This window comes from Streptosporangium sp. LJ11 (genome assembly GCF_051918945.1).
Lineage (GTDB): Bacteria > Actinomycetota > Actinomycetes > Streptosporangiales > Streptosporangiaceae > Streptosporangium.
In genome coordinates this window covers 17913-41488 of sequence record NZ_JBPXMB010000027.1, presented here as the reverse complement: position 1 = coordinate 41488, position 23576 = coordinate 17913, and the positions used below count along the sequence as shown (strand labels likewise).

The 23576-nt window shown below is 72.0% G+C and carries 22 protein-coding genes; 12 read left to right on the top strand and 10 right to left on the bottom strand.

Annotated features, from left to right (window positions below; translation table 11 throughout):
• Positions 1-3 precede the first annotated feature (3 nt).
• Positions 4-561, top strand: coding sequence for a TrmH family RNA methyltransferase (locus ACTOQ3_RS33530; RefSeq protein WP_440087473.1), 558 nt, complete (start codon positions 4-6; stop codon positions 559-561).
• Between the two features lie 22 nt (positions 562-583).
• On the opposite strand, the gene qcrB is transcribed toward ACTOQ3_RS33530, so the two are convergent.
• On the bottom strand, positions 584-2266 hold the full coding sequence (gene qcrB / locus ACTOQ3_RS33525) for a cytochrome bc1 complex cytochrome b subunit (RefSeq protein WP_440087472.1): 1683 nt from the start codon (positions 2264-2266) through the stop codon (positions 584-586).
• A gap of 240 nt (positions 2267-2506) precedes the next feature.
• Here qcrB and ACTOQ3_RS33520 point away from each other — a divergent pair, with 240 nt between their 5' ends.
• The 4 genes from ACTOQ3_RS33520 to ACTOQ3_RS33505 all read left to right on the top strand — a co-directional run bounded on the left by ACTOQ3_RS33520 (position 2507) and on the right by ACTOQ3_RS33505 (position 6271).
• On the top strand, positions 2507-3304 hold the full coding sequence (locus ACTOQ3_RS33520) for a glycerophosphodiester phosphodiesterase (RefSeq protein WP_440087471.1): 798 nt from the start codon (positions 2507-2509) through the stop codon (positions 3302-3304).
• Between the two features lie 89 nt (positions 3305-3393).
• Positions 3394-4749, top strand: a complete 1356-nt coding sequence (locus ACTOQ3_RS33515) for an MFS transporter (RefSeq protein WP_440087470.1) — start codon at positions 3394-3396, stop codon at positions 4747-4749.
• A 148-nt stretch (positions 4750-4897) separates the two neighbouring features.
• Entirely contained in the window at positions 4898-5242 is a 345-nt protein-coding gene (locus ACTOQ3_RS33510; protein ID WP_089205581.1) for an RNA polymerase-binding protein RbpA, read from the top strand.
• A 204-nt stretch (positions 5243-5446) separates the two neighbouring features.
• On the top strand, positions 5447-6271 hold the full coding sequence (locus tag ACTOQ3_RS33505) for an isocitrate lyase/PEP mutase family protein (RefSeq protein ID WP_440087469.1): 825 nt from the start codon (positions 5447-5449) through the stop codon (positions 6269-6271).
• 60 nt (positions 6272-6331) lie between these two features.
• On the opposite strand, the gene ACTOQ3_RS33500 is transcribed toward ACTOQ3_RS33505, so the two are convergent.
• Positions 6332-7534, bottom strand: a complete 1203-nt coding sequence (locus ACTOQ3_RS33500) for a PP2C family protein-serine/threonine phosphatase (RefSeq protein ID WP_440087468.1) — start codon at positions 7532-7534, stop codon at positions 6332-6334.
• A 215-nt stretch (positions 7535-7749) separates the two neighbouring features.
• Positions 7750-8007: a hypothetical protein gene (locus tag ACTOQ3_RS33495; RefSeq protein ID WP_440087466.1), complete on the bottom strand. Its 258-nt coding sequence runs from the start codon at positions 8005-8007 to the stop codon at positions 7750-7752.
• A 249-nt stretch (positions 8008-8256) separates the two neighbouring features.
• On the opposite strand from ACTOQ3_RS33495, the gene ACTOQ3_RS33490 reads away from it, so the two are divergent.
• Positions 8257-9129: an MHYT domain-containing protein gene (locus ACTOQ3_RS33490; RefSeq protein ID WP_440087465.1), complete on the top strand. Its 873-nt coding sequence runs from the start codon at positions 8257-8259 to the stop codon at positions 9127-9129.
• 175 nt (positions 9130-9304) lie between these two features.
• On the top strand, positions 9305-10585 hold the full coding sequence (locus ACTOQ3_RS33485) for a phosphotransferase family protein (protein ID WP_440087464.1): 1281 nt from the start codon (positions 9305-9307) through the stop codon (positions 10583-10585).
• 72 nt (positions 10586-10657) lie between these two features.
• On the opposite strand, the gene ACTOQ3_RS33480 is transcribed toward ACTOQ3_RS33485, so the two are convergent.
• Both ACTOQ3_RS33480 and ACTOQ3_RS33475 read right to left on the bottom strand, forming a co-directional pair.
• Entirely contained in the window at positions 10658-10840 is a 183-nt protein-coding gene (locus tag ACTOQ3_RS33480; protein WP_440087463.1) for a hypothetical protein, read from the bottom strand.
• 183 nt (positions 10841-11023) lie between these two features.
• Entirely contained in the window at positions 11024-11188 is a 165-nt protein-coding gene (locus ACTOQ3_RS33475; RefSeq protein ID WP_440087462.1) for a hypothetical protein, read from the bottom strand.
• Positions 11189-11363: 175 nt separating this feature from the next.
• Here ACTOQ3_RS33475 and ACTOQ3_RS33470 point away from each other — a divergent pair, with 175 nt between their 5' ends.
• Positions 11364-12482: a S1 family peptidase gene (locus ACTOQ3_RS33470; protein WP_440087461.1), complete on the top strand. Its 1119-nt coding sequence runs from the start codon at positions 11364-11366 to the stop codon at positions 12480-12482.
• Between the two features lie 64 nt (positions 12483-12546).
• Positions 12547-13119, top strand: coding sequence for a snapalysin family zinc-dependent metalloprotease (locus ACTOQ3_RS33465; protein ID WP_440087460.1), 573 nt, complete (start codon positions 12547-12549; stop codon positions 13117-13119).
• A gap of 142 nt (positions 13120-13261) precedes the next feature.
• Here the strand turns inward: ACTOQ3_RS33465 and ACTOQ3_RS33460 are convergent, their stop codons facing one another.
• The gene (locus ACTOQ3_RS33460; protein WP_440087459.1) at positions 13262-13750 is read right to left on the bottom strand and encodes a GNAT family N-acetyltransferase; all 489 of its coding nucleotides are present in this window, start codon (positions 13748-13750) and stop codon (positions 13262-13264) included.
• Positions 13751-13967: 217 nt separating this feature from the next.
• Here ACTOQ3_RS33460 and ACTOQ3_RS33455 point away from each other — a divergent pair, with 217 nt between their 5' ends.
• Positions 13968-14411: an SRPBCC family protein gene (locus tag ACTOQ3_RS33455; RefSeq protein WP_440087458.1), complete on the top strand. Its 444-nt coding sequence runs from the start codon at positions 13968-13970 to the stop codon at positions 14409-14411.
• Here ACTOQ3_RS33455 and ACTOQ3_RS33450 read toward each other — a convergent pair.
• The 4 genes from ACTOQ3_RS33450 to ACTOQ3_RS33435 all read right to left on the bottom strand — a co-directional run bounded on the left by ACTOQ3_RS33450 (position 14398) and on the right by ACTOQ3_RS33435 (position 20748).
• Positions 14398-14964, bottom strand: a complete 567-nt coding sequence (locus ACTOQ3_RS33450) for an FxsA family protein (protein WP_440087457.1) — start codon at positions 14962-14964, stop codon at positions 14398-14400. The genes ACTOQ3_RS33455 and ACTOQ3_RS33450 overlap by 14 nt on opposite strands.
• A 240-nt stretch (positions 14965-15204) precedes the next feature.
• On the bottom strand, positions 15205-15960 hold the full coding sequence (locus tag ACTOQ3_RS33445; RefSeq protein ID WP_440087456.1) for a polyprenol monophosphomannose synthase: 756 nt from the start codon (positions 15958-15960) through the stop codon (positions 15205-15207).
• Positions 15960-17801: an apolipoprotein N-acyltransferase gene (gene lnt, locus ACTOQ3_RS33440; RefSeq protein WP_440087455.1), complete on the bottom strand. Its 1842-nt coding sequence runs from the start codon at positions 17799-17801 to the stop codon at positions 15960-15962. The genes ACTOQ3_RS33445 and lnt overlap by 1 nt, the downstream gene beginning before the upstream one ends.
• 598 nt (positions 17802-18399) lie before the next feature.
• The gene (locus ACTOQ3_RS33435) at positions 18400-20748 is read right to left on the bottom strand and encodes a HelD family protein (protein ID WP_440087454.1); all 2349 of its coding nucleotides are present in this window, start codon (positions 20746-20748) and stop codon (positions 18400-18402) included.
• A gap of 172 nt (positions 20749-20920) precedes the next feature.
• Between ACTOQ3_RS33435 and ACTOQ3_RS33430 the strand changes: the two genes are divergently transcribed.
• Complete coding sequence (locus ACTOQ3_RS33430; protein WP_440087453.1) at positions 20921-22117, top strand: ROK family protein; 1197 nt, start codon at positions 20921-20923, stop codon at positions 22115-22117.
• 113 nt (positions 22118-22230) lie between these two features.
• Positions 22231-23574, top strand: a complete 1344-nt coding sequence (locus ACTOQ3_RS33425; RefSeq protein WP_440087451.1) for an ABC transporter substrate-binding protein — start codon at positions 22231-22233, stop codon at positions 23572-23574.
• The last annotated feature ends 2 nt before the right edge of the window (positions 23575-23576 follow it).

The following is a 23576-nucleotide window of genomic DNA, read 5'->3' as shown; positions in this document are numbered from 1 at the left end:
CCGATGACGGCGAACCCGCGCAGGCAGCTGCGCCCGACCGATGTCAAGCGCCTCAACCGCACCTGGCGGAGGAACACCGAGGGGCGGCTGGCCCTGATCCTGGAGTCGGTGACCGGCCCGTTCAACATCGGTTCCATCTTCCGCACGGCCGCCGCCTTCGGTGTGGAGCGGATCTGGCTGGCGGGAAACGCCACGCCGCCGACCAACCCCAAGGCGCAGAAGACGGCGCTGGGCACCGACCGGCTGGTGGCCTGGGAGGAGCCGGTCCCCGTCCTGGAAGCCGTACGGGCGGCCAAGGAGGACGGGTTCGCGGTGATCGCGGTGGAGCTGACCGGGGACGCCGTGCCCCTGTCCGAGGCCAAGCTGGGCGGGGACGTGTGCCTGGTGGTGGGCAGCGAGGACCACGGGTGCTCCCCCGCGCTGCTGGAGGCCGCCGACGGCGTCTGCTACATCCCGCAGGTCGGCCGGGTCGGCTCGTTCAACGTCGCGGTGGCTGCGGCGATCGCGGTGGCCGAGGCCCGCCGCCAGGAGTGGTCGGGCAAGGTGCCGCCCGAGGAGTGAGGGCGCGCGGCCGCCGGGCCGGTCACGGCGACCTGTTCTCGTCCGTTCCCGGCCCGACGGCCGCGCGCCCGGCACGGTCACGCCCGTCGTGCTCACCGTGGCCGTCGTGGTCCCGGTCGCCGTCGAGCGGGACCTTCTCCCCGCCGTACGCCCTGCTCATCATGGCGCGAAGCCTGCGGAGCGGGTGATGCTTCCCGTTGTGCGCCGGGACACCTTCCCCGTCGCCGTCCTCGGCCGTCCCCGGAAGGATCGGGACCGGCTCCTTGCCGCGCACCTGGGCCTCGATGGACTCCATGGGCGGGACGTGGACCTCGATGTACTCCCCCGTGGGCCGGCGCTTGATCACACCGGTCTCCACACCGTGCCCGAGAGCCTCGGCGTCGCGGCGCTGCAGGCCCAGGCAGATCCGGTAGGTGACGTAGTACGCCACGGCCGGACCGAGGAAGACCAGGACCCTGCCGGTGTAGATGATCTCGTTTATCGAGAGGCGGGAGTTCGCGGCGATCACGTCGGTGGCGGCCATCAGCCACAGGACGCCGTAGAACGTGACCGCCGACATGCCGATCGCGGTGCGGTGCGGGTTGTTGCGGGGGCGGTCGACGATGTTGTGCTCGCGGCGGTCCCCGGTGACCCACTGCTCGGCGAACGGGTACAGGACCAGGCCCACCAGGATGATCCCCAGCGGGAGCAGCGCCGGGATGATCACGCTCATCGGCAGCGTGCCCCCCTCGGTGCCGAAGAGGTTGATCTCCCAGGAGGGCATCAGGCGCAGCGAGCCGTCCAGGAACGCCAGGTAGAAGTCGGGCTGGGAGCCCGCCGAGATGTCGGACGGCGTGTAGGGGCCGTACAGCCAGACGGGGTTGATCTGGGCGAAGGTGCCCAGCAGCGCGATGACGCCGAAGGTGAACATGAAGTAGGCGCCCGACTTGGCCATGAAGGAGGGGTAGGTCGGCCCGCCCACCACGTTGTCGTTGGTGCGGCCCTTGCCCGGCATCTGCGTGTGCTTCAGCACCCACGTCAGGATCAGGTGGGCGGTGATGAGCGCCAGCAGGATGCCCGGCAGGAGCAGGATGTGGATCGAGTAGAACCGCGGGATGATCTCATCGCCGGGATACTCGCCGCCGGTGAGGAGGAAGGTGAGCCAGGTGCCGACCAGCGGCAGTGACTGCGCCACACCGGCGGTGATCCGCAACCCGGCGCCGGAGAGGAGGTCGTCGGCCAGCGAGTAGCCGGTCAGGCCCTCGAACAGGGAGAGGGCCAGCAGGGCGACGCCGATCAGCCAGTTCAGCTCCCGCGGCTTGCGGTACGCCCCGTTGAAGAAGATCCGGAGCATGTGGATCATCATGCCGCCGATGAACAGCAGGGCCGCCCAGTGGTGCATCTGCCGCATCAGCAGGCCACCGCGCACGTCGAAGCTGATGTCCAGTGTCGAGGCGTACGCCTCGGACATCGCGATGCCCTTGAGCGGCGAGTAGGAGCCGTTGTAGACGACCTCCTCCATGACGGGCTTGAAGAAGAACGTCAGGAACGTGCCGGTCAGCAGCAGGATGACGAACGAGTAGAGAGCGATCTCCCCCAGCAGGAAGGTCCAGTGGTCAGGGAAGATCTTCCGCATGTTCCGTTTGAGGAATCCCGCCGTGCCGAGACGGTCGTCGGCGAAACCGCTCACGCTCGCCAGGCGTCCGGACGTGCTTCCCTTGCTCATGCGCGGCCTCCGTTCTCACGGACCTCCGCCTCGACGCCGCCGCGCCCCGGAAAACCGGAAATCAGGCGAAACAGCGAGGTCGGCCGTGGACAACCAGGTATTTCCCATCATCCACGGCGATGGGCAGGCCAGGGCAAAGTCCTGCCCGGGGTCCGGCCGCGTCCCGTTCGGCACCTTGTGATCCAAACGTTCACCCGCCCGCGATGACGCGTCCAGCTCGCAGGGGGCATACTCCTGCACGTGCAACGCCGTTATCCCTTCCTCGACCATCCCGGCCCCCTGCCCTTCGCCCACCGGGGTGGAGCCGCCGAGGGCAGGGAGAACACCTTTCCCGCCTTCGAGCGGGCCGTCGGACTCGGTTACACCTATCTGGAGACCGACGCGCACGCCACCGCCGACGGGGTGCTGCTGGCCTTCCACGACCACACCCTGGACCGGGTGACCGACCGCCGGGGCCGGATCGCCGAGCTGCCGTACCGGCTGGTGCGCGAGGCGCGGATCGGCGGCGTGGACGAGATACCGCTGATGGAGGACCTGCTGGGCTCGTGGCCCGAGGCGCGCTTCAACATCGACGTCAAGGAGTCGGCGGCCATCGCGCCGCTCGCCCGGGCGATCGGCAGGACCGCCTCCCACGACCGGATCTGCCTCACCTCCTTCTCCGAGGAGCGGCTCGCCAGGGCCCGCGCCGCGGTCGGCCGCGAGGTGTGCTCCTCGCTGGGCCCGCGCGGCGTGGCGACCCTGCGCGCCGCCGCCACCACCTCCGGGTACGGCCGCCTGCTCGCCCGCCTGGCCCGCGCCGGTGTGCCGTGCGCGCAGGTGCCGGTGGGCTTCCGCGGCCTGCGGATCACCACGCCCGCCCTGATCCGCACGGCCCACGCGCTCGGCATGCAGATCCACGTGTGGACCGTCAACCACACCGGGGTGATGGAACGCCTGCTCGACCTCGGTGTGGACGGCCTGATGACCGACAACATCTCGGGGCTGCGCGACGTGCTGGAGTCCCGCGGCCAGTGGTATCCAGGTCGTCTCGCCGCGTAGGCCGCGCGGGCGCGAGTCCTCCGCCCGTTCCCCGCTCCTCCCTCGATTCCCCGATTTCCCCCCGCCTCCCGACAGACCGAGGACCGCTCATGACCTCCGAACAGGCCGTCGAGGACTCCCCCCAGTCCCGGCGCCGCGAGCAACGCGGCTGGTACTTCTACGACTGGGCGAACTCCGCCTTCCCGACCACCATCCTGACGGTCTTCCTCGGCCCGTACCTGACGACGATCGCGGAGGCCGCCGCCCAGGGGCGCCCGTACGTGGACGTGATCGGGTTCGACGTGCGGCCCAGCGCCTACTACTCCTTCGTGGTGGGCTTCGCGGCCATCCTGCAGATCATCCTGATGCCCCTGGTGGGCGCGCTGGCCGACCACACCGGCCGCAAGAAGGAGCTTCTCGGCCTGTTCGCCTACCTCGGCGCCGGTGCGACCGTCTGCTTCTGGTTCGTCGCCGACGGGCGTTACCTGCTGGGCGGCGCGCTGTTCCTGGTGTCCAGCGTCGCCTTCGCCGCCGCGTTCGTGATCTACAACTCGTTCCTGCCGGAGATCGCCACGGCGGACGAGCGTGACAAGGTCTCCGCCAGGGGATGGGGTTTCGGCTACCTCGGCGGCGGCCTGCTGCTCGCCCTCCATCTGGTGCTCTTCCTCTACCACGAGTCCTTCGGCGTCACCGAGGGCGACGCCGTGCGCATCGCCCTGTCGTCCGCGGGCCTGTGGTGGGGCGGGTTCACGATCATCCCGCTGCTGCGGCTGCGCAACCGGCGGGCGCTCCCCTCGGGCGCCGAGTCGACCGTCCAGGCGGTGACCGGCAGCTTCCGCCAGCTGGGCCGCACGATCAGGGAGCTGCGGCGCTACCCGCTGACCCTGGGCTTCCTGGTCGCCTATCTCATCTACAACGACGGCGTGCAGACCGTCATCTCCTTCTCGGCCACCTACGCCCAGGAGGAGCTCGGGCTAGCCCAGGACGTGCGGATCCAGGCGATCCTGATGGTGCAGTTCGTGGCCTTCTTCGGAGCCCTGCTGCTCGGCAGGCTCGCCGCCTCGTACGGGGCCAAGCGGGTCGTGATGGTCGCGCTGATCGCCTGGATCGCCGTGGTGGCCGTGGCCTACTTCCTGCCCAGGGGCGCGGCCCTGCCCTTCTTCGCGCTGGCGTTCGCCATCGCGATCGTGATGGGCGGGACCCAGGCCCTGTCGCGGTCGCTGTTCTCCCATGTGATCCCGAAGGGCAAGGAGGCGGAGTACTACAGCCTGTACGAGATCAGCGACAAGGGCTCGACGTTCCTCGGCTCGTTCACCCTCGGCCTGGCGCTCCAGCTGACCGACAGCTACCGCCTGGGCATCATCTCTTTGATGATCTTCTTCGTGCTCGGTTTCGTGCTGCTCGCCCTCATCGACCTGCCCAAGGCCATCAGGGCGGCCGGAAACCAGGTGCCCGAACGCATCTGAGAAACCCCAGAAAAGAGGGCCCTCCGCAGACCGGGTCAAGAACGTGCGATTGGATCACCCTGTCTGTGGGAATCCACACACGGTATCAAGCGTTGTACGCCGTGGGAGACGAACCCCTCACGACGGGGCCCTCAGGAGGCATTCAGACATGGGCGAGCGTGCGCTACGCGGCACCAGACTCGGGGCGACCAGCTACGAGAACGACCGCAACACCGATCTGGCCCCGCGCCAGGAGGTGTCCTACACCTGCCCGAAGGGTCATCGATTCGACGTTCCGCTTGCCGCTGAAGCCGAGATCCCGGCGACCTGGGAGTGCCGCATGTGCGGCGCGACCGCCCTCCGGGTGGACGGCGAGCTGCCGGAGGCAAAGAAGGCCAAGCCCCCACGGACGCACTGGGACATGCTGCTGGAGCGCCGCACGATCGAGGACCTGGAGGAGGTGCTCAACGAGCGCCTGGCGATTCTACGCGCCCAGCGCCGCAAGAGCGCCTGACCGATTTCAGAGAGTTCGGAAAGCGTGAGACCCCCGGCCCACCAGGGCCGGGGGTCTCACGCTTTCCCGATCCCGGAGGGCCGTCCCGGCCACGGAAGGGCGTCCGGCTCCTCCCCCGGCGGCGGGCCCGAGGGGAAGTGGCCCAATGGATTGGCGCGGAATTGGCCCTTAAGATCGGTCCGCTCTCCCCCTAGGGTCGCTCCCATGACCACTTCTACCAGCGAGGACACCGGCGGCACCGCGTCCACGGCCCGCGGGAAGGCCTCGGCGCTGCGGGCGCTGCACGTACCCGGCCGCCCGCTGGTGGTGCCCAACGTCTGGGACGCCGCGTCGGCCCGCGCCGTCGAGGCGGCGGGCTTCCCGGTGATCGCCACCGGCAGCGCCGCGATCGCCCCGGTGCTCGGGTACGACGACGGCGAGGAGACGCCCGTCGGGGAGATGCTGGCCGCGATCGCCAGGATCAGCCGCTCGGTCGGCCTGCCCGTCACCGCCGACATGGAGCGCGGCTACGGGCTGGAGCCCGCGGAGCTGGTCGAGCGGCTGGTCGCCGCGGGGGCGTCCGGCTGCAACCTGGAGGACTCCGACCCCCGGACCGGGGCGATGGCCGACGTCGACGAGCAGGCCGCCCTCCTCGGCGCCGTCAGGGCCGCCGCGACCGCCGCGGGCGTGGACCTGGTGATCAACGCCCGGGTCGACACCTACATCCACGGTACGGGGAGCGCCGAGGAGAGGCTGGCCGAATCGGTGCGGCGGGGCCGCCGTTACCTGGAGGCGGGCGCCGACTGCGTCTATCCGATCTTCGCGGCCGAGGCGGGGGCCGTCCGCGCGCTGGTGGAGGGGATCGGCGGGCCGATCAACATCCTGTTCCGCCCCGGCACGCCGTCGCTCGGCGAGCTGGCGGACCTCGGGGTGGCCCGCGTGAGTTTCGGCCACGGCCTGCACGAGGCCGTGCGGGCGTACGCGGCCCGGATGCTCGCGGCGATCCGGGACGGCGAGAGCCCCTACCCTCCGGGGTTGTCCGCGCCCTGACCCCGGCGCCCCGCGTCCGGCACGGGCGGCACGGACGGCACGGCCTCCGCGGCGCCCGGTTCAGAGGCGCAGTTTCCCCTGGGCGCCGCCCCGCCACTCCACCAGCAGGACGGTCGCGTCGTCCTGCAGCCTCCCGTCGTGATACTCCAGCACGCTGCGGATCAGGCGGCGCAAGGTCTCCGGTACGGGAAGGCCGTCGGCGTTGCGGCGGATGATGAAGTCGACGAAGCGCTCCAGGCCGAACTCCTGCCCCAGCCGGTTACGGGCCTCGGTCATGCCGTCGGTGTAGAGGAGCACGCGGTCGCCGGGTTCCAGCTGCTCCCCGCACGGGGTCACGGCCAGTCCCAGGCCGAGACCCATCGGGTGAGCGGGCGGGCACTGCAGGGTGGCGACCCAGCGCCCCCTCCTGATCACCACCGGGGGGTGGTGCCCGCGGTTGACCCAGGTGAACACGCCGGTACGCATGTCCAGGTCGGCCAGGATCCCCGTGGCGAAGCGGTTGCCCACGCCGAACTCCTCGATCAGCACCTCCTCGATCCCCTCGCTGACCTCGACGAGGTCGGCGCCCTGGCGGCGGCGGTTGCGGCAGGCGGCCACCGCGAGGTTCGCGGTCAGCCCCGCGGACGCGTCGTGGCCCATCGCGTCGAAGATGGCCAGGTGGACGGAATCGCCGGCCAGCGCGTAGTCGAAGGCGTCGCCACCGAGTTCGTAGGCCGGTTCGAGCGCGGCGCCGATCACCACCTTCTCGGTGGCGAAGGTGAGCGGCGGCAACAGGTTCCACTGCATCTCGGCGGCGACGTTCATCGGCCGGGTCCGTACCAGCCGGGCGTAGGAGTCGCTCTGGGAGTGCTTGCTCGCCAGCAGCAGCGCGACCATGGACGCGAGATGCCTCATGTCCTCCTGGGCCCGTTTCCCGTCCGTCCGCGGCCGGAGACTGACGCGCAGTACCCCCAGGCGTTCGGTGCCGTCGAGCAGCGGCACCCACCAACGGCCCGGTTCGTCTTCCAGAGGGGGCCTGGACAGGATGCGCACCTCCTGGAAGGCCCGGCCCGCCAGCGTCCCGTCGATCCGCAGCTCGCCCTTCTCCCGATCCGTCTCCTCACCGGCGCCATGGCCGTTCAGCGGGCGCAGCACTTCCTGTTGCAGATCGGCCAGGTAGATCAGCACGTCGTACAGCCCGACGTGGGCGGCGTGCTCCTCGACGATGGCCGGTAGATCCTCCATCGCGCTCATGTGGCTGGCCTCGGCCAGTCCCGCGAGCATTCTCGCGCGTCCTTCGCAGGGCCTCATCCTGCCGTTCCCGCGATTCCCGTCCGTTCGCGGTACAGATGACATGGATCCGTCCACGACCACTCCTCGACACTCACGGCACCACCCAGGGCGGCCGGCGCGGGTGGCGCATCGGCGTCCATCCAGAATCTCTACCCCCGCCCGGGGGATTGACCCGGCTCCCCCGCCCTCCTCCGGGGAACGGTGGATCACCATTCGTCGGCGGGCAGGTCGACGCCGTCGACACGGTCGTAGATCACCGCTCCGTCGGACAGCCTGACCACGCGCACCCTCCTGGCGAGCCCGGCCGTCTCCAGGTCACGAGCCGAGTGCACCGCGTGCCGGGGAAAGTGGTAGCGGTCGCGGGTGCCCCCGTGCGGCTCGTCACGCTCGCAGACGACCTCGTAGCGGTCCTCCGGCCATACCGGGGGCGGCGTCTTCCGTCCTTGACCGGTGAGCCTGGTCATCGGCTCTCCTCCTCTCCTGGAATGTTCACTTCACGTGAGCGGAACAGTCACCGAGTGATCCTTTTAGACATTCTTAATCACCCCATTATGGCCATTCGGAGCCACGGAACTGTAAGGTGAGCACCCCTCGCAGTGATTGGTCGGTCAACCAGTCACGGTCCGGGCCACCCCACGACCGATCCCGCACGCCGCCAGACCCGACCTTCCTTTGGCACGTTCCAACCCTCTCCCCTCCGCCAGGAGCCCGCCATGCCTGCCATCGACCATTTCGCCTACGGGTTCGTCACGCCGGCGGCCTCGTACCTCATGTCGAGCATCGGCTGTCTGCTGGGGCTGCTGCTCGCCGCGCGGGCGCGCGGGGCGGAGGGCGGCTCGCGCGCGCTCTGGCTCGGCGGCGCGGCCCTGTCCATCGGCGGGACCGGCATCTGGGTGATGCACTTCATCGCGATGATGGGCTTCGACGTGCAGGGCACGTCGATCCGCTACGACGTACCGCTGACCGTCGCGTCCGCGCTGCTCGCGGTCGTCGTCGTCGGCGCCGGCCTTTTCCTGGTCTCGCGCAGGGAGAACAGCACCGGCGCGCTCGTCGGCGGCGGGCTGCTCACCGGCCTGGGCGTGGCCGGGATGCACTACCTGGGCATGGCGGCCATGAACATGTCCGCGCCCGTGAGCTACGACCCTCTGCTGGTCGGTTTGTCGCTGCTCATCGCCGTGGTCGCGGCGACGGTGGCGCTCTGGTTCAGCCTGCGCGTACGCGGTGCGCTCGCCACCACCGGCGCCGCCCTGCTGATGGGACTCGCAGTGAATGGAATGCACTACACCGGCATGTTCGCCGTCGGCGTCGGTGCGCACGCCGACGCCGCGCCGGCGAGCGGGGCACAGGGGATGGACTTCATGCTGCCCCTGCTCGTCGGGATCAGCCTGCTCACCCTCGGACTGCTCCTGGCCATCTTCCTGTCCCCCTCCGAGCAGGAGCTGCGCGAGGACGCGGAACTCCGGTCGCAGCTGCGGCGCGACCGCGCGGGCGACGACCGCCACCCCGCCGGGCCGATGGAACCCCACGCGCGGCCGAACCGGCGGCGCGAGCCGTCCCTGTTCGACGACCACGGCCCCGGGCACTGACCGGGCACCCTCCCCGCCAGGGGAGGGCCAGGGGAGGCCCGAGGAGGCCCGGCGAAAACCCGTGGCGGCGACGGCCTCCCCGACGGCACACTGCCCGCGTGAGCGAAACATCGCGTCGCACGGTGAACGCCCCCGTGAGCGAAGCCGAGGCATCAGGCCGCACGGTGAGCACCCCGTGAGCGAAGCCGAGGCGTCGGGCCGCACGGTGAGCGCCCTCGTGACGGCCGGCGACGAGTGGCTGGGAACGGTCGGGCCGTTCCCGGTGGCCGACCCCTGGTGGGCCGAGGTCGGATCGGTCGTGGCCCACCTGGAGGAGACGCTCGGCACGCCCGTGGTGGTGCTGCGCCTGGTCGACGCCGAGGATCGGGGCCGCGGCCCCCGCGAGGGCCACACGACCTACCACGTCGAGGCCCTCGGCCGCCCTGCGGCCGGCCCGGCCTCCTTCGGGTCCGGCGCCGCGGACGCGGCCGGGAGGCCGTCCGCGCCCGCGGACCTGACGGCCCCCGTGGCGCACCGGGCGGAGTGGGCGAAGGCCTCGGGGGTGCGCGAGGCACTGGGCTGGGCCGGGACCGCGCTGCGCGAGGCGGGCAGGCCCCCCGAGGGGCCCGCGCGTCAGGTGAGGACGTGGAACCTGGCGGGGCTGTTCCGCATCCCCACGAGTCCGGGGCCGGTCTGGCTGAAGATCACTCCTGGTTTCGCCGCCGACGAGGCCCGCGCGATCGGGATGCTCGCGGCGGAGGACCCCGGCCTGGTGCCCGCCGTCGTGGCGGCCGACACCCCGAACCGGCGGGTGCTCCTGGAGCACGTGCCCGGCGCCGACTGTCGCGACGCCCCGCGGGAGATCGTCGCCGAGGCGGTGAGCCGACTGGCGAGGGCGCAGGCGGCCCTCGCCGGGCGCTGGGGCGGCGGGCGGCCCGGCGGGCTCCTCGACCGCACGCCCTCGGCCCTGGCCGCCCTGGTGGGCGGGCTGCTCGACGGCGAGGCGGCCGGCGACCTGGACGCCGGGGAGCTGCGCCTGGCCCACCGGCTGGCCGACCGCCTGCCGTCGCTGACCGCCGCGCTGGAGTCCTGCGGCCTGCCGTGCACGCTGGTGCACGGCGACTTCCACCCGGGCAACTGGGTGTCGGGGCCGCGCGGCACCGTCGTGCTGGACTTCGCCGACAGCCACTACGGCCACCCCGCCCTCGACGGGCTGCGGCCCCGCGACTTCCTGCCCGCCGACCGCTGGGAGGCGGCGGCGGAGGCCTGGTGCGAGACGTGGGCGGCGAGCGTCCCCGGCTGCGACCCGGCCCGCGCGCTGATCCTGGCGGAACCGCTGCAGCATCTCGCGTACGCCCTCCGCTACCAGGAGTTCCTCGACAACATCGAACCCAGCGAGCGGCGCTACCACGAGGGTGACCCGGCGCAGGCCGTCCGCGCGGCCGTGGCCGCCGCCGAGGTGGCCGGCGCCCTCTGAGGGGATCTCCCCCGCACCGGCGGGCCTGTCCGCGGGGCCGGAGGCGGGAACGACCGGTGGGCGGCCGGCCCGTCACTCACCCGCGCACAGCGCGGGAGCCTTCTGGTGCGGGTAGACGTGGTCCAGATCGTGGTCGGGTGGCAGGACGCAGCGGCGCTCGCCGGGCTCGGTGTGCGGGCACCGGAGCGCGTCGACGCGGCGCGGCAGCGTCGCCGTCTCCTCGCTCCCGCCGTCGGCGGCGGCTTCGTCAGTCATGACACGTGTCCTTCTGTGACATCCGTGCCGTGACGGCCGGACGGTGGGAGGCCGGGACGACGGTCCGCGCGGGGCGCGTCCGGGGGAGACACGGAACGGATCCCGCGAGGGAGCCTTCCCCGCGGGCGGCCGCACGTGCGGCGCAGCGACCCATCCTCGCGAGTTCTGGATGTCCAGAACAAGTCATCGACGCTGCTCCGTTTGATCGCTGTCAAAAGTCGGCACCCGTGCGCCGAAGGCGCGGCGACCAGTCTTCCAGAGTTCCCCCCGGCCGCGCGAGGGGGAAATCACGCGATCGTCGATCACTCGCCCGCCGTTTCGGCCATATTCCTCGACCGTTTCGGTCACATCACGCCTCCAGGGGAAAGGCGTCCGCGGTCCTCGCACAGGTCGCCGTGCCCTCACCGTTCATCGCCCCAGAAAGCCATCAAGGTCCCCATAACATCGCGATAGGGATTCTTTGGGAGATCCCTCCGCAGGCCTCTCCCCCATACCTTGACATCACCCCTCACAAGGAGTGTTCATGTTACGTCGAGGTACCCTCCTGACCGGCGCCGCTACCGTGGCCCTGTACCTGGTCGCCACCGTGGCGCCCGCCGTCGCGGCATCCGCCCCCCCTGCCCAGCCTCCCGCAACGATGATCGAGGCCCTCCAGCGCGACCTCGGTCTCACCGCCGAGCAGGCCGTCCAGCGCCTGGCCAACGAGCACCGCGCGGCCGCCTCCGAGGCCGCCCTGACCCAGGAGCTCGGCGCCGAGTACGCCGGCGCCTGGCTCAACGGTGACGCCTCCCAGCTCTCCGTGGCCACCACCGACGCCGCCGACGCGGGCGCCATCAGGGCCAAGGGCGCGCAGCCCGTGATCGTCGGCCGTTCCCTGGCCAACCTCGAGGCCGTCAAGGCCAAGCTCGACGGGGCGTCGGCGGAGGCGAAGGCCGGCGCGTCCCTCTGGTACGTCGACGTCACGACCAACAGCGTCGTGATCCTCGCCGGCAGCCAGGCCGCGGGCGAGGCCCTCGCCGCCGCCGCGGGCGCCGACAAGGGCGTCGTGAAGGTGGTGCTCTCCACCGAGCAGCCCCAGGCCTTCATCAACATCATCGGTGGCAACGCCTACTACATCGGCAGCAGCCGCTGCAGCATCGGCTTCTCCGCGCGCCGGGGCAGCGCCCCCGGCTTCGTGACCGCCGGCCACTGCGGCAGGGCGGGAGCCACCACCAGCAGCCCCTCCGGCACCTTCTACGGCTCGTCGTTCCCCGGCAACGACTACGCCTGGGTCTCCACCCCCGGCCACACCGTGACCCCCTACGTCCGCGGCTCCGGCGGCGCCAACGTCACCGTGCGCGGCTCCACCCAGGCCTCGGTCGGCGCCTCGATCTGCCGCTCCGGCTCCACCACCGGCTGGCGCTGCGGCGTCATCCAGCAGCACAACGCCAGCGTGAGGTACTCGCAGGGCACGGTGAGCGGCCTGACCCGCACCAGCGCGTGTGCCCAGCCCGGCGACTCCGGCGGCTCGTTCATCTCCGGCAGCCAGGCCCAGGGTGTCACCTCAGGCGGCTCCGGCAACTGCAGCGTCGGCGGCACGACCTACCACCAGCCGGTCAACGAGATCCTCTCGGCGTACGGGCTGACGCTCGTCACCGGCTGATCTCGCCTCCTCACCAGCTGCTCCCCGTGAGCAACCCCCCGATGGCCGAGGAGGCCCGCTAGAGATGTCAAGGATCATCCGCTTCGGCGTCGCCCTCATCCTGGGGCTGGCCTTCCTGGTGACGGTCACCCCCGCCCAGGCGGCGCCCGCCCACGCGGCGGACGCCCGCACCGCGGCGGTTCGCGTGCTCAGATACGACGCGAGCAGGGCCGCGGAGTTCCGGTCCGCCGTCGACCAGGCGGCCCAGATCTGGAACTCCAGCGTCTCGAACGTACGACTGGTGGCCGGCAGCCCCGCGGACTTCGTGGTGCTCGCCGACAACGGCTGGCCCCGCGCGCAGCCCATCAGCCTGGGTCGCGGAACGGTGTGGATGGGACGGCAGGCGACCGCGCAGGGCCACAACCCGCTGCGCATCGCCGCCCACGAGATCGGCCACATCCTGGGCCTGCCCGACCGGCGTACCGGCCGGTGCACGGACCTGATGTCCGGCGCGAGCGCGGGCACGAGCTGCACCAACCCGAACCCGAACACGGCGGAGAGAGCCGAGGTCCAGCGCAACTTCGCCGGTTTCGCCCCGGCGATCGACTTCGGTCAGATCTACGTCGACAGTCCCGAGTACGCGGCGTCCCCGTCCTAGACGGACGCCCGCGAGCGCCTCGCCGGTCCGGCCGTTCCCTCGGCCGGGCCGGCGAACCCGTGTCCGGGGACCGGCCAAGGCCCGGCTCCCGGCGGGCGGGAGATCCACCGGAACGCCCGGCCCCCGGCGTGCGAAGCCCGCGTCAGAGGAGTTTCTCGAAGCAGAGGGAGCCCGGGAGCCGGTCGTAGGGAGGGAAGACGGGGATGGGGGTGTAGCCCTCCCGCTCGTACATCCGCACCGCGTCCGGCTGGCGGGGACCGGTCTGCAGGACGACCCGGGGCGCGCCCAGCGCGCGGGCCGCGTCCTCGGCGGCGGCCAGCAGGGCCCGCGCCACGCGGGTGCCCCGGTGGGACGGGGTCACGAACATCCGCTTGAGCTCCATGTCGTCACCGAGCCGGCGCAGCGCCACGTGGCCGACCGCGACGCCCTCCGCCGCGTGGGCGACCCCGGTGTAGGCGACGGTCCCCGGCTCGACGTTCATGCCGCTGGGCATGAGGCCCGCGGCGAGCACGTCGGCGTAGCGGGCGTCCATCTCCTCCGTCATGGCCCGCCGGAGCGCCACGGCCGCCGCGTCGTCCCAGCCGACCGGCCGGACCTCGACCAGGCCGGTTCCCTGCGTGAACGCGGTCATGTGCGAAACCGCCCCTCTCCCCGTTCTCGCGGCCGCGGACCGCCCCGGGCTCGCCGCGGCGCGTGTCGCGCCGTCACACCCTCACGATTCCGAGTCATGCGAAATTCCGACTTAAAAGGTAGAAAAACAGGGTTTTCCTGTCAACGTCCATGGCAGGATCTCACGGACACGGCGACGCCCGAGGGTCGGCCACCGGCCACGAGGGAAGGATCCGGGCATGACCAGTTCCCGCATCAGCGTCTCGGTGGACGCGCACACCCCGCCGGAACGGGTGTTCGCCGTGCTCACCAACTGGCCGAGACACGACGAGTGGATGGTCCTGACCCGGGCGCGCGTCACCGCCGGGAACGGCCACAGCGTCGGGAGCCGCCTGGAGGCCTTCACCGGGGTGGGACCGGCCGGGTTCCTCGACACCATGGAGATCACCGAGTGGGACCCGCCGAGGAGCGTGGGGGTCCGGCACACCGGGTGGCCGGTGCGCGGCACCGGGGTCTTCCGCGTGCTGCCCCGCGAGGGCGGCGGCAGCACGATCGTCTGGGAGGAGGATCTCGACGTGCCGTTCGGCGCGGCCGGACGGCTCGGCTGGCAGGTGATCAAGCCGCTGAACGCGGCCCTGTTCCGGTTCTCGCTGCGCCGCCTGGCCGCGCTCAGCGATCGGTGAGACCCCGGCCGGAGTCTCCGGCGCCACCCGGCGCCCCCGCGCCCCCCGGCTCGTCGCGGACGACCTCGCCGTGGACGACCGGCCCCGAGCCCGGAGGCCTCCCCGCGTCGCGCAGCACGTCGAAGGGAGATCCCGGGCCGCCGAACGGCGAGCCGAGCCCGGCGCCCGCCGCGTTCCTGGCGACGAGGGTGCGGACCCGGCGGGCGAAGAACCAGGATCCGAGCCTGCGGACCATCGGCCGGGTGAACGGCAGCAGGCACAGGAAGCCGAGGATGTCGGTGAGGAACCCCGGGGTGAGCAGCAGCGTGCCGCCCACGAGGACCAGCCCGCCGTCGGCGAGCTCGCGGTCGGGCATCCGGCCGCTCTGCAGCGCGCCCTGGAGATTGCGCCAGGCCCGGCGGCCCTCGCGGCGCACGATCCAGGCGCCGAGCAGGCTGTCGGCGAGCAGGAGGGCCACCGTCGGCCACCCGCCGATGACCTGGCCGACCTGGATGAGCACCCATATCTCGAGGACCGGCACCACGAGGAAGGTCAGGAACAGCAGAATGCGCATTTTCGCCTCAACTCGTGCGACAGCCGTACGACATGAACAACGTCCCGGAGCGGCGGCGCGTTCCGCTTTCGCTCAGCGTGGACGGCGTCCTCAGCGGACTCTCAGGATCGCGCCCCCCGGGGAGTCCGGCGGCCTCGCGGGAGCGCCCCGGACGGCCCGGCCGCGGGACCGCGGAGCCGCGTCCGGGCCGCCCGGACCGTCCGGGTGGACGCGAGACCCCGGAGCCGCGGAGCCGCGAGGTCAGCGACGGCGGTCGCGGCGGCGGCGCAGGCGGGCGGGCAGGCCGGTGACGCCCCAGACGGTGATCCGCCACAGGGCCTCGACCACGATGCCGCGGCTCATCTTGCTGGCCCCGACGGTGCGCTCCACGAAGGTGATGGGCACCTCCTTGACGCGCATCCCGCAGACGGCCGTACGCAGGGTCAGGTCCACCTGGAAGCAGTAGCCGCGCGACTCGACGTCGTCCAGGTTGAGCTTCTCCAGGGCCGAGGCGCGGTAGGCGCGGAAGCCCGCGGTGGCGTCCCTGACCGGGAGGCCGAGCACCAGCCGGGTGTAGATGTTGGCGCCGCGCGACAGGAACTCCCGCGAGGCGGGCCAGTTGACGACCTTGCCGCCGGGCACCCACCGGGACCCGATCGCCAGGTCGGCCCCCTTCGCCAGCGCGGCCAGCAGCTTGGGCAGCTCCTCCGGCTGGTGGGAACCGTCGGCGTCTATCTCCACGAGGACGCCGAAGCCCTCCTTCAGACCCCAGCGGAAGCCCGCGATGTAGGCGGCGCCCAGTCCCTGCTTGGCCGGCCGGTGCAGCACGTGGACGTGGTCGTCGTCGGCCGCCAGCTTGTCGGCGATCGCCCCCGTGCCGTCGGGGCTGTCGTCGTCCGCGATCAGGAGGTGGGCCTGGGGCACCGCCTCGCGCAGCCGCCGGGTGATCAGCGGCAGGTTCTCCCGCTCGTTGTACGTCGGGACGATGACGAGCACCCGACCAAGCCTCCGCTTCATCACGCGTCTCCCACCTGCTGATCATCCTCCCGGTTCACGGAGTGCCCCACGCGGGGTCTCCGGCGCCGCCAGGCGGCGGCCACCGCACCCGCACCCACAAGTATCAGGGCCCATTCGGGCAGCGCGCCCACGCGGGTGGCGACGGTCCGCGCGGTCCTGACCGGAACGGTCAGCACGTTCATGGCCGGCACCAGCTCGCCGGTCCGCCAGGCGATCGAACCGCTCGGGGTCACATACGCCGATATGCCGGTGATCGCGGAAGTGATCACCGCTCGATTGTGCTCCACGGCCCGCAGCTGGGACATGGCGAGCTGCTGGGGCGGCAGGTTGGTCAGGGCGTAGGTGGCGTTGTTGGTCTGCACCACCAGCGGCGTGGCGCCCGTCCTGGCGGTGTCGCCCACGATGCCGTCGAAGGCCACCTCGTAGCAGTTGATCGCCCCGACGGTCACCGGGCCCAGCCTGAGATCGCCGTCGCGGGTGCCCGCCACCGACTGCCTGCCGACCAGGGAGGCCCGCTCGAACAGGGCCAGCACGAGACCCTTGAGCGGGGTGAACTCCCCGAAGGGGACCAGCTGCTGCTTGTCGTAGTAGGCGCCGGGACCGGTGACCGGGTCCCAGACGATGCTGCGGGTCGCCCGGTTGTTCTCGCCGATCCTGACCACGGCGCCGACCAGGACGGGCACCCCGACGTCCTTGACCGCCGCGTCGATCTCGTTCCGGGCGAACTCGTTGCTCAGCGGGTCGATGTCGGTGGAGTTCTCCGGAAGCACGACGAGGTCGGGGCGGGGTGTCCTGCCCTCCCTGACGTCCCGCGCCATCTGGTGGAGCATCCGGGTGTGGTTGCCGAGGACCACGGCGGGCTCGTCGCCCAGCGGGTGCATGCCCCGGCCTGGGACGTTGCCCTGGATGACGCCGACGGTCACGCTCCTGCCCTCGTCTCCGTACCGGGGAACGGCGAGGGCCGCGGCCGGCACGGCGAGCGCCCCGGCGAGCGGCAGGGCCAGCGGCAGGGCCAGCGCCCGTCCCCGGCGCGCGCCCCGGGCGGGGCGGGGGCCGGGAGAGGCGGGCGGGCCAGAGGACGCCGGCGGGCCCGAGGACGCGATCGGGCGGGAGGCCGCGATCGAGCGGAGGGCGGGGAACGAGCGCACCGCCGCCAGGGCGAGCAGGCCGCCGCACAGGGCCACCGCGAAGCTCACCAGCGGCGCCCCGCCGAGCGCGGCGTACGGGGTGAAGACCGACTCCCCCTGGCTGAAGGCCACCCGCGCCCAGGGAAATCCGCCGAAGGGGAACCATCCCCGCGCCCACTCGGCCGCCACCCAGAGCGCGGCGCTCCACAACGGCCACAGGGGCAACCGGGTCACCAGGGCGACCCCCGCCCCCCAGGCGGCGTAGAAGACGCTCTCCATCGCGACCAGGCCCAGCCAGGCGTCGGCGCCGATCGGGCTCACCCAGTGCAGGCCGGGCAGCAGCAGGGCGGCCCCGGCCAGGAACCCGAGCCACGCGCCCCGGCGCGGACGGGTGCCGCGGACCGCCAGGACCGCCAGGGTCATGCCGGGCGGCGCGAGGAACCACAGCCCGAGCGGCGGGAAGGCGAGGAACATCAGCAGGCCGCCGGCCACCGCGCCCGCGACGCGGGCGGGCAGTGCCAGGCGCGAGGCAGGGGGCGGGGTCTCCGCGCCGGACGGGTCCTCCGCGCCGGGCGGGCCGTCCGCGCCCCCGGCCACCGGACGGTCCACGAGACCGCCCGCCGGACCGCTCACCGGGCCGGCCGCCGAGCCGTCCGCGGGATCGCCCGCCGCGGGCCTCTCCGGTACCGGGACGGCCGTCTTGTCCTGCACCACGGGCGGGGCTCCTTGCGATGTCGTGCGGGCGGGTGGCGCCTGGTCTTCCCAGCCGGTCTTCCTAGCCGGAACGCTACCGCCCGGTGGGCACGCCCCCAAAAGCCCTGCACCATATCAATCAGAAACAACACTAAAGCACGATAAATCCGACAAAAACTGCCACAAGTGTCTTCAGACGCGGCAACGGGGCGGCCCGGGGTGTCCTTTTCGACACCCCGGGCCGCCCCGACGCTTGCGGCGCTCGCACGGGAGCGGGAAGAGGGCCCGGGCGACCCTTCGGACCGGTTCCGTCCCGTCGGCGGCGAGCGCGGATTGCCGTTGTCTACTGGGTGCCCGGACCCCTCCTGGGTCCAACCCCCCGCCCGGAAGGAGTGCCCCGCCTCGACGGACTGCCGGCCCTGCGCCTGGCTGTACGGACGGGGTGATCCCCCGTCACGGGCGCAGGAGACGGCGATGTCGAAAGGCGGCCGACCGGCCAGTCCCGTGCTGGACTGGGCAGCAAACTACCGAGCCCAGCGCAGATGTCAACCGTGTCACCAACTGCGGAAACATCAAGTTTTCGCAGCTGGGACATGATCGACGAGAGCCGTCAATGGTCTCATGTGATCCGATGTCTCTCAAGTCGAGCGAGCGCGCCGGGGAGCGGACCGTCGTGCACGACGCCAAGCCGCTGGGTGGCGCGGGTCAACGCCACGTAAAGGTCGCTCGCCCCGCGCGGGGACTCGCCCAGGATCAGCTCCGGTTCGACCACGACGACCGCGTCGAACTCCAGCCCCTTGGCCTCGGCGACGGTCAGCACCGCCACCTGCGCGTCCAGGGCCGCCGCCCCCGGCCCGGCCACCGCGCCGTCGACGGAGCGGACCACGATCTCCCCGAACTCCCCGGCGCGCGACTCGGGGACGATCACGACGAGCCGGCCGCCCTCGACGACCTCGGCCTTGACGACCTCGCCGAGGGAGGCCGTCGGCGAGGTCGCCCACGGGTGCGACCCCGTCTCCCTGACCGAGGCCGGGGCGGTCAGCGCCGGGTCGACCAGGGTGAGCACGTCGGCGGCCACGGCCATCAGCTCGGCCGGGGTGCGGTAGTTGACGCTGAGGGTCTCCTCGCGCCAGCGCCCCGACACGTACGGGTCGAGGACCCGACCCCAGGAACGCGCCCCGGCCGACGAACCGGTCTGGGCCAGGTCGCCGACGATCGTCATCGACCGCGTCGGGCAGCGGCGCATCAGCATCCGCCAGTCCATCGGCGACAGCTCCTGCGCCTCGTCGACGATGACGTGGCCGAAGGCCCAGGTGCGGTCGGCCGCCGCGCGCTCGGCGGTGGTCAGGAAGACGTCGTCGCCGAGGTGGCGGGCGGCGAACTTCTCGGCGTCCATGATGTCGGACAGGCCGGTCAGCTCCAGGACCTCCTTGGCGTAGGCGAGCTGGTGCTGCCGCTCGTCGAGCGCGGCGGCGCGCTGCGCCGCCTGCTCCTCCTCGGCCATCCAGGCCCCGGCCCGCAGCACCGCGGGGTCGATGTCGCCGAGCAGCTCGGCGGCCTCGTCCAGGAGCGGCACGTCGGACTCGGCCCACCAGTTCTCCCCCGTGCGGGGCGGCTCGCGCAGCATCAGCTCGCGCTCGGCCTCGCCGAACTCGGCGGCGGCGTGGTCGAGGCGCTCGCGGGAGGTGAACAGCCCGATCAGGAGCTGCTGCGGGGTGACGTAGGGCCACAGCCGGTTCAGGGCCGCCTTGACGGGCCGCTCGGTGCGCAGGTCCTCGCGGATGTCGGCCAGCTCGTCGTCGTCGATCATGCCCTTGCCGAGCTGCCTGGCGGCCTGCCGGGCGAGCGCGTTGAGCAGGTGGCGGACGAAGACCGCGCGGGCCTCGTTGTGCGCCCTCTTGGAGCGGGCGGCCCGGCTGCGGGCGGCCTCCAGGACGTTGCCCTCCAGCCGGAGGGTGTAGCGGTCGAGCTTGATCTCGATCGGCTTGCGCGGCACCCGCTGCCGCTCGCGCACGGCCCGCGCGACGACCTGGGCCATCCGGGCGTCGCCCTTGACCGCCGCCACCTCGGGGCGCTCCTTACGGCCCGGGACGACCCCCGGGTACAGCTCGGAGACGGTCGACAGCAGCACGTCGGTCTCGCCCAGGGAGGGCAGCACCTGCTCGATGTAGCGCAGGAAGGTCAGGTTCGGCCCGAGGATGAGCACGCCCCTGCGGGCCAGCTTCTCCCGGTGGGTGTAGAGGAGGTAGGCGGCGCGGTGCAGCGCGACCACGGTCTTGCCGGTGCCGGGACCGCCCTGCACGACCAGCACACCGTTGAGGTCGGAGCGGATGATGCGGTCCTGCTCGGACTGGATGGTGGCGACGATGTCGCGCATCCGGCCGGTGCGCTTGGCCCCCAGGGAGGCCAGCAGCGCGGCCTCCCCGTTGAGGGTGGCCACGTCCTCCTCGGTGAGGCTGTCGAGGTCCAGGAGATCGTCGTCGATCCCGATCACCGTGCGGCCCTTGGTCTGCAGGTGGCGGCGGCGGGTGACGCCCATCGAGGCCGCCGGGGTGGCGCCGTAGAAGGGCTGGGCCACCGGCGCCCGCCAGTCGATCAGCATCCGGCGCTGGTCGTCGTCGGCCATGCCGATGCGGCCTATGTAGAGTGAGGTGTCGTCGGCGTTGTCGAGCCGGCCGAAGCACAGGCCGTTCTCGACCGCCCACAGGCGGCCCAGGCGCTCGGCGTACATCCCGGCGAAGCTGTCGCGCTCGGAGCGGTTCTGATGCGTGCCGCCACTTCCGCCCTGCGCGAGGACGCCGTCCAGCTGCCGCTGGGTGCGCTCGCGCAGCAGATCGAGCCGGGCATAAAGGCAGGAAACATACTCCTGCTCCCGGGTCAGCTCGATTTGACGGGTTGCCGTCGCTCCATTATCGTTGCTAGTAATGGGATACTCCGGGCCATTGCGCTGGTTGTTATGACAAACCATCACCTTAGCAGGTCCGTCGAGAAGTTTACCCGCCCCTCCGTCATCACAGCTTGATTGCGGCGCTCCCTGCCTGCTTGACGAAAATCCGCCGGGTTCCTTACATTCACTCGAAGTTAGGAAAGTTTCCTAACTTTGCGTCATCAGTGGATGCAAGGACGCACGCGGAGGATCAGTGACCCAGCCGACGCCCGGCACTCCCAGCCTGCTGCGCGCGATCAACGACCGCGCCGCCCTGCAGGCGCTGCTGGAGCGCGGCCCGCTGACCCGCCCGGAGATCGGCGCCCTCACCGGCCTGTCCAAGCCCACCGCCTCACAGCTTCTCATCCGCCTGCAGGAGGCGGGCCTGGTCGTGCTCGACGGCATCCGCGAGGGACTGCCCGGTCGCACCGCCGAGGTGTACCGGCTCAATCCCGCCGCCGCGCACGTCGCCGCGCTGGACGTCACCCGCGCGGGCATCGACGTCAGGGTCGCCGACATCACCGGCGCCGTGGTCGGCGAGCACCACCTGCCCAGCCCCGGCCGCTCCGGCGGCGACGCGCTGGAGCGGGTCCGGGCCGCGCTGGAGGGCGCGGGCGCCCCCGCGGCGCTGCGGCGCGTGGTCATCGGCGTCCAGGGCACGATCGACCCCGGCACCGGCAGGATGGCGTACGCCACCAGCAAGGACATGCCCGGCTGGCACATCCCGGACCTGGTCCGCACCCTCGGCGACGGCCTGGGCGTGCCGGTCGCCGTGGAGAACAACGTCAACCTCGTCGCCCAGGCCGAGCAGGCGCACGGCGTGGGCCGCGGCCATCGCGACTTCGTCCTGCTCTGGGCCGACGAGGGCCTCGGCGCCGCGCTGGTCCTCGGCGGGCGGCTGCACCGGGGCGCCACCGGCGGCGCGGGAGAGGTCGGCTACATGCCCACCCCCGGCGCGCCGACCGCCAGGGACACCGGCCGCTACGCCAACCACGGCTACCAGGCCCTCACCGGCGGCCCGGCGGTGCTCAAGATCCTCAGGTCGTACGGCGTGCGCGGCACCGCGCCCGCGCAGGCGGTGCTGAACGCCGTGCAGGCCTCGGCGTCCACCGGCAGGCGCGCCGACGACGCCCGCGCCGGACTGCGCGACATCGCCTCCCGGCTGGCCGTCGGGCTGGCCGCGATCACCTCCGTCGTCGACCCCGAGATCATCGTGCTGACCGGCGGGACCCTCCTCGCCGGCGGCGACACCCTGCGCGAGCTCGTCGAGCACGAGCTCCACGCGCTCACCATCCCCCGGCCCCCGCTGCTGCTGTCCACCGTCGAGGGCAATCCCGTCCTCGCCGGCGCGCTCGACCTCGCCCTCGCGACCGCGCGTGACGAGGTCTTCAGCTCCACCGTCCCCTCCTGACCCCCCGAACCCCGCACGGGCCCCGAACCGTACGGACCGTACGGACCTCGCCCGGCCCCGCTGGACCCCGCCCGGAACCCCGCCAGATCCCCCGCCCCCAGGAGGCAGCCGTCGTGCACCGACGCTTTCTCACCCTCGCCCTGGCCACCCTGACGGCCACCACCCTGACCGCCTGCACCGCGGGCACCGAGAGCGCGCCCGCGCTGGGCTCCCAGCCCAGACCGTCGGGCTCCGCCTCCGCGGCGCTGCCGGCCTCCACCATCGAGCTGTGGCACGGGTTCTCCGCGCCCGCCGAGGTCAAGGCGTTCGAGGACGCCGTCGCAGGCTTCCGCACGAAGTTCCCCCAGATCACCGTCAAGCTGGTCAAGGGCGTGCAGGACGACCAGATCACCCAGGCGGTGCGCGGCGGGAAGGCGCCGGACGTCGCCTCCTCGTTCACCACCGACAACGTGGCCCAGTGGTGCCGCAGCGGAACGTTCCAGGACCTCACCTCGGTGATCGAGCAGGACGGCATCGACCTGTCCGTGCTGCCGGAGGTCTCGCGCTCCTACACCGAGTACGAGGGCAAGCGGTGCGTGATGCCGCTGCTCGCCGACGCGTACGGGCTCTACTACAACAAGGCCCTGATGAAGGGCGAGCAGCCGCCCAGGACGCTCTCGGAGCTGACCGAGCTGACCAAGAAGCTCACCGTCCGCGACGCCGACGGGAACATCAAGGTCGCCGGGTTCGTCCCGAGCTTCCAGTACTACGAGAACTCCGCCTCGCACATGGGCCCGATGGTCGGCGCGACCTGGTACAAGCCGGACGGCACCTCGGCGGTCGGCTCCGACCCGGCGTGGAAGGAGCTGCTGCGCTGGCAGAAGGAGCTCGTCGACTGGTACGGGTACGACAAGCTGGAGAAGTTCCGCAAGAGCCTGGGCCAGGAGTGGTCGGCCGACCACCCCTTCTACAAGGGCAAGATCGCCATGATCCTGGACGGCGAGTGGCGCAACGCCATGCTCGCCAACGAGGCCGGGGACATCGACTACGGCACCGCGCCGCTCCCGGTCTCCGACACCAAGCCCGACCTGTACGGCAGCGGCTTCACCGCGGGCACCGTGATCGGCGTGCCCAAGGGCGCCAAGAACCCGCAGGCCGCCTGGGAGCTGGTCAAGTATCTGACCACCGACACCTCGGCGCTGGTCACGCTCTCCAACGCGCTGCGCAACGTGCCGACCACCAAGGCGTCGCTGGAGTCGCCCGACCTGAAGAAGGACGCGAACTTCCAGACCTTCCTCGACATCTTCGCCCACCCGAAGACGAGCACGGTCCCGGCCAACGTCAACAGCACCTTCAACCAGGACTCGCTGCAGGAGTTCCTGGTCAAGTGGGAGAACGGCTCGGCCACCGACCTCGACGCCGGGCTCGCCGCGGTCGACAAGCGCCTCGACGACAAGATGAAGCTCTCCGGGGGCTGATC

Coding starts and splice junctions, on each gene's coding strand:
- ACTOQ3_RS33530 (WP_440087473.1), top strand. CDS start 4: ATGACGGCGAACCCGCGCAGGCAGCTGCGCCCGACCGATGTCAAGCGC.
- qcrB (WP_440087472.1), bottom strand. CDS start 2,266: ATGAGCAAGGGAAGCACGTCCGGACGCCTGGCGAGCGTGAGCGGTTTC.
- ACTOQ3_RS33515 (WP_440087470.1), top strand. CDS start 3,394: ATGACCTCCGAACAGGCCGTCGAGGACTCCCCCCAGTCCCGGCGCCGC.
- ACTOQ3_RS33510 (WP_089205581.1), top strand. CDS start 4,898: ATGGGCGAGCGTGCGCTACGCGGCACCAGACTCGGGGCGACCAGCTAC.
- ACTOQ3_RS33505 (WP_440087469.1), top strand. CDS start 5,447: ATGACCACTTCTACCAGCGAGGACACCGGCGGCACCGCGTCCACGGCC.
- ACTOQ3_RS33500 (WP_440087468.1), bottom strand. CDS start 7,534: ATGCTCGCGGGACTGGCCGAGGCCAGCCACATGAGCGCGATGGAGGAT.
- ACTOQ3_RS33495 (WP_440087466.1), bottom strand. CDS start 8,007: ATGACCAGGCTCACCGGTCAAGGACGGAAGACGCCGCCCCCGGTATGG.
- ACTOQ3_RS33490 (WP_440087465.1), top strand. CDS start 8,257: ATGCCTGCCATCGACCATTTCGCCTACGGGTTCGTCACGCCGGCGGCC.
- ACTOQ3_RS33480 (WP_440087463.1), bottom strand. CDS start 10,840: ATGACTGACGAAGCCGCCGCCGACGGCGGGAGCGAGGAGACGGCGACG.
- ACTOQ3_RS33470 (WP_440087461.1), top strand. CDS start 11,364: ATGTTACGTCGAGGTACCCTCCTGACCGGCGCCGCTACCGTGGCCCTG.
- ACTOQ3_RS33465 (WP_440087460.1), top strand. CDS start 12,547: ATGTCAAGGATCATCCGCTTCGGCGTCGCCCTCATCCTGGGGCTGGCC.
- ACTOQ3_RS33460 (WP_440087459.1), bottom strand. CDS start 13,750: ATGACCGCGTTCACGCAGGGAACCGGCCTGGTCGAGGTCCGGCCGGTC.
- ACTOQ3_RS33455 (WP_440087458.1), top strand. CDS start 13,968: ATGACCAGTTCCCGCATCAGCGTCTCGGTGGACGCGCACACCCCGCCG.
- ACTOQ3_RS33450 (WP_440087457.1), bottom strand. CDS start 14,964: ATGCGCATTCTGCTGTTCCTGACCTTCCTCGTGGTGCCGGTCCTCGAG.
- ACTOQ3_RS33445 (WP_440087456.1), bottom strand. CDS start 15,960: ATGAAGCGGAGGCTTGGTCGGGTGCTCGTCATCGTCCCGACGTACAAC.
- ACTOQ3_RS33435 (WP_440087454.1), bottom strand. CDS start 20,748: ATGGTTTGTCATAACAACCAGCGCAATGGCCCGGAGTATCCCATTACT.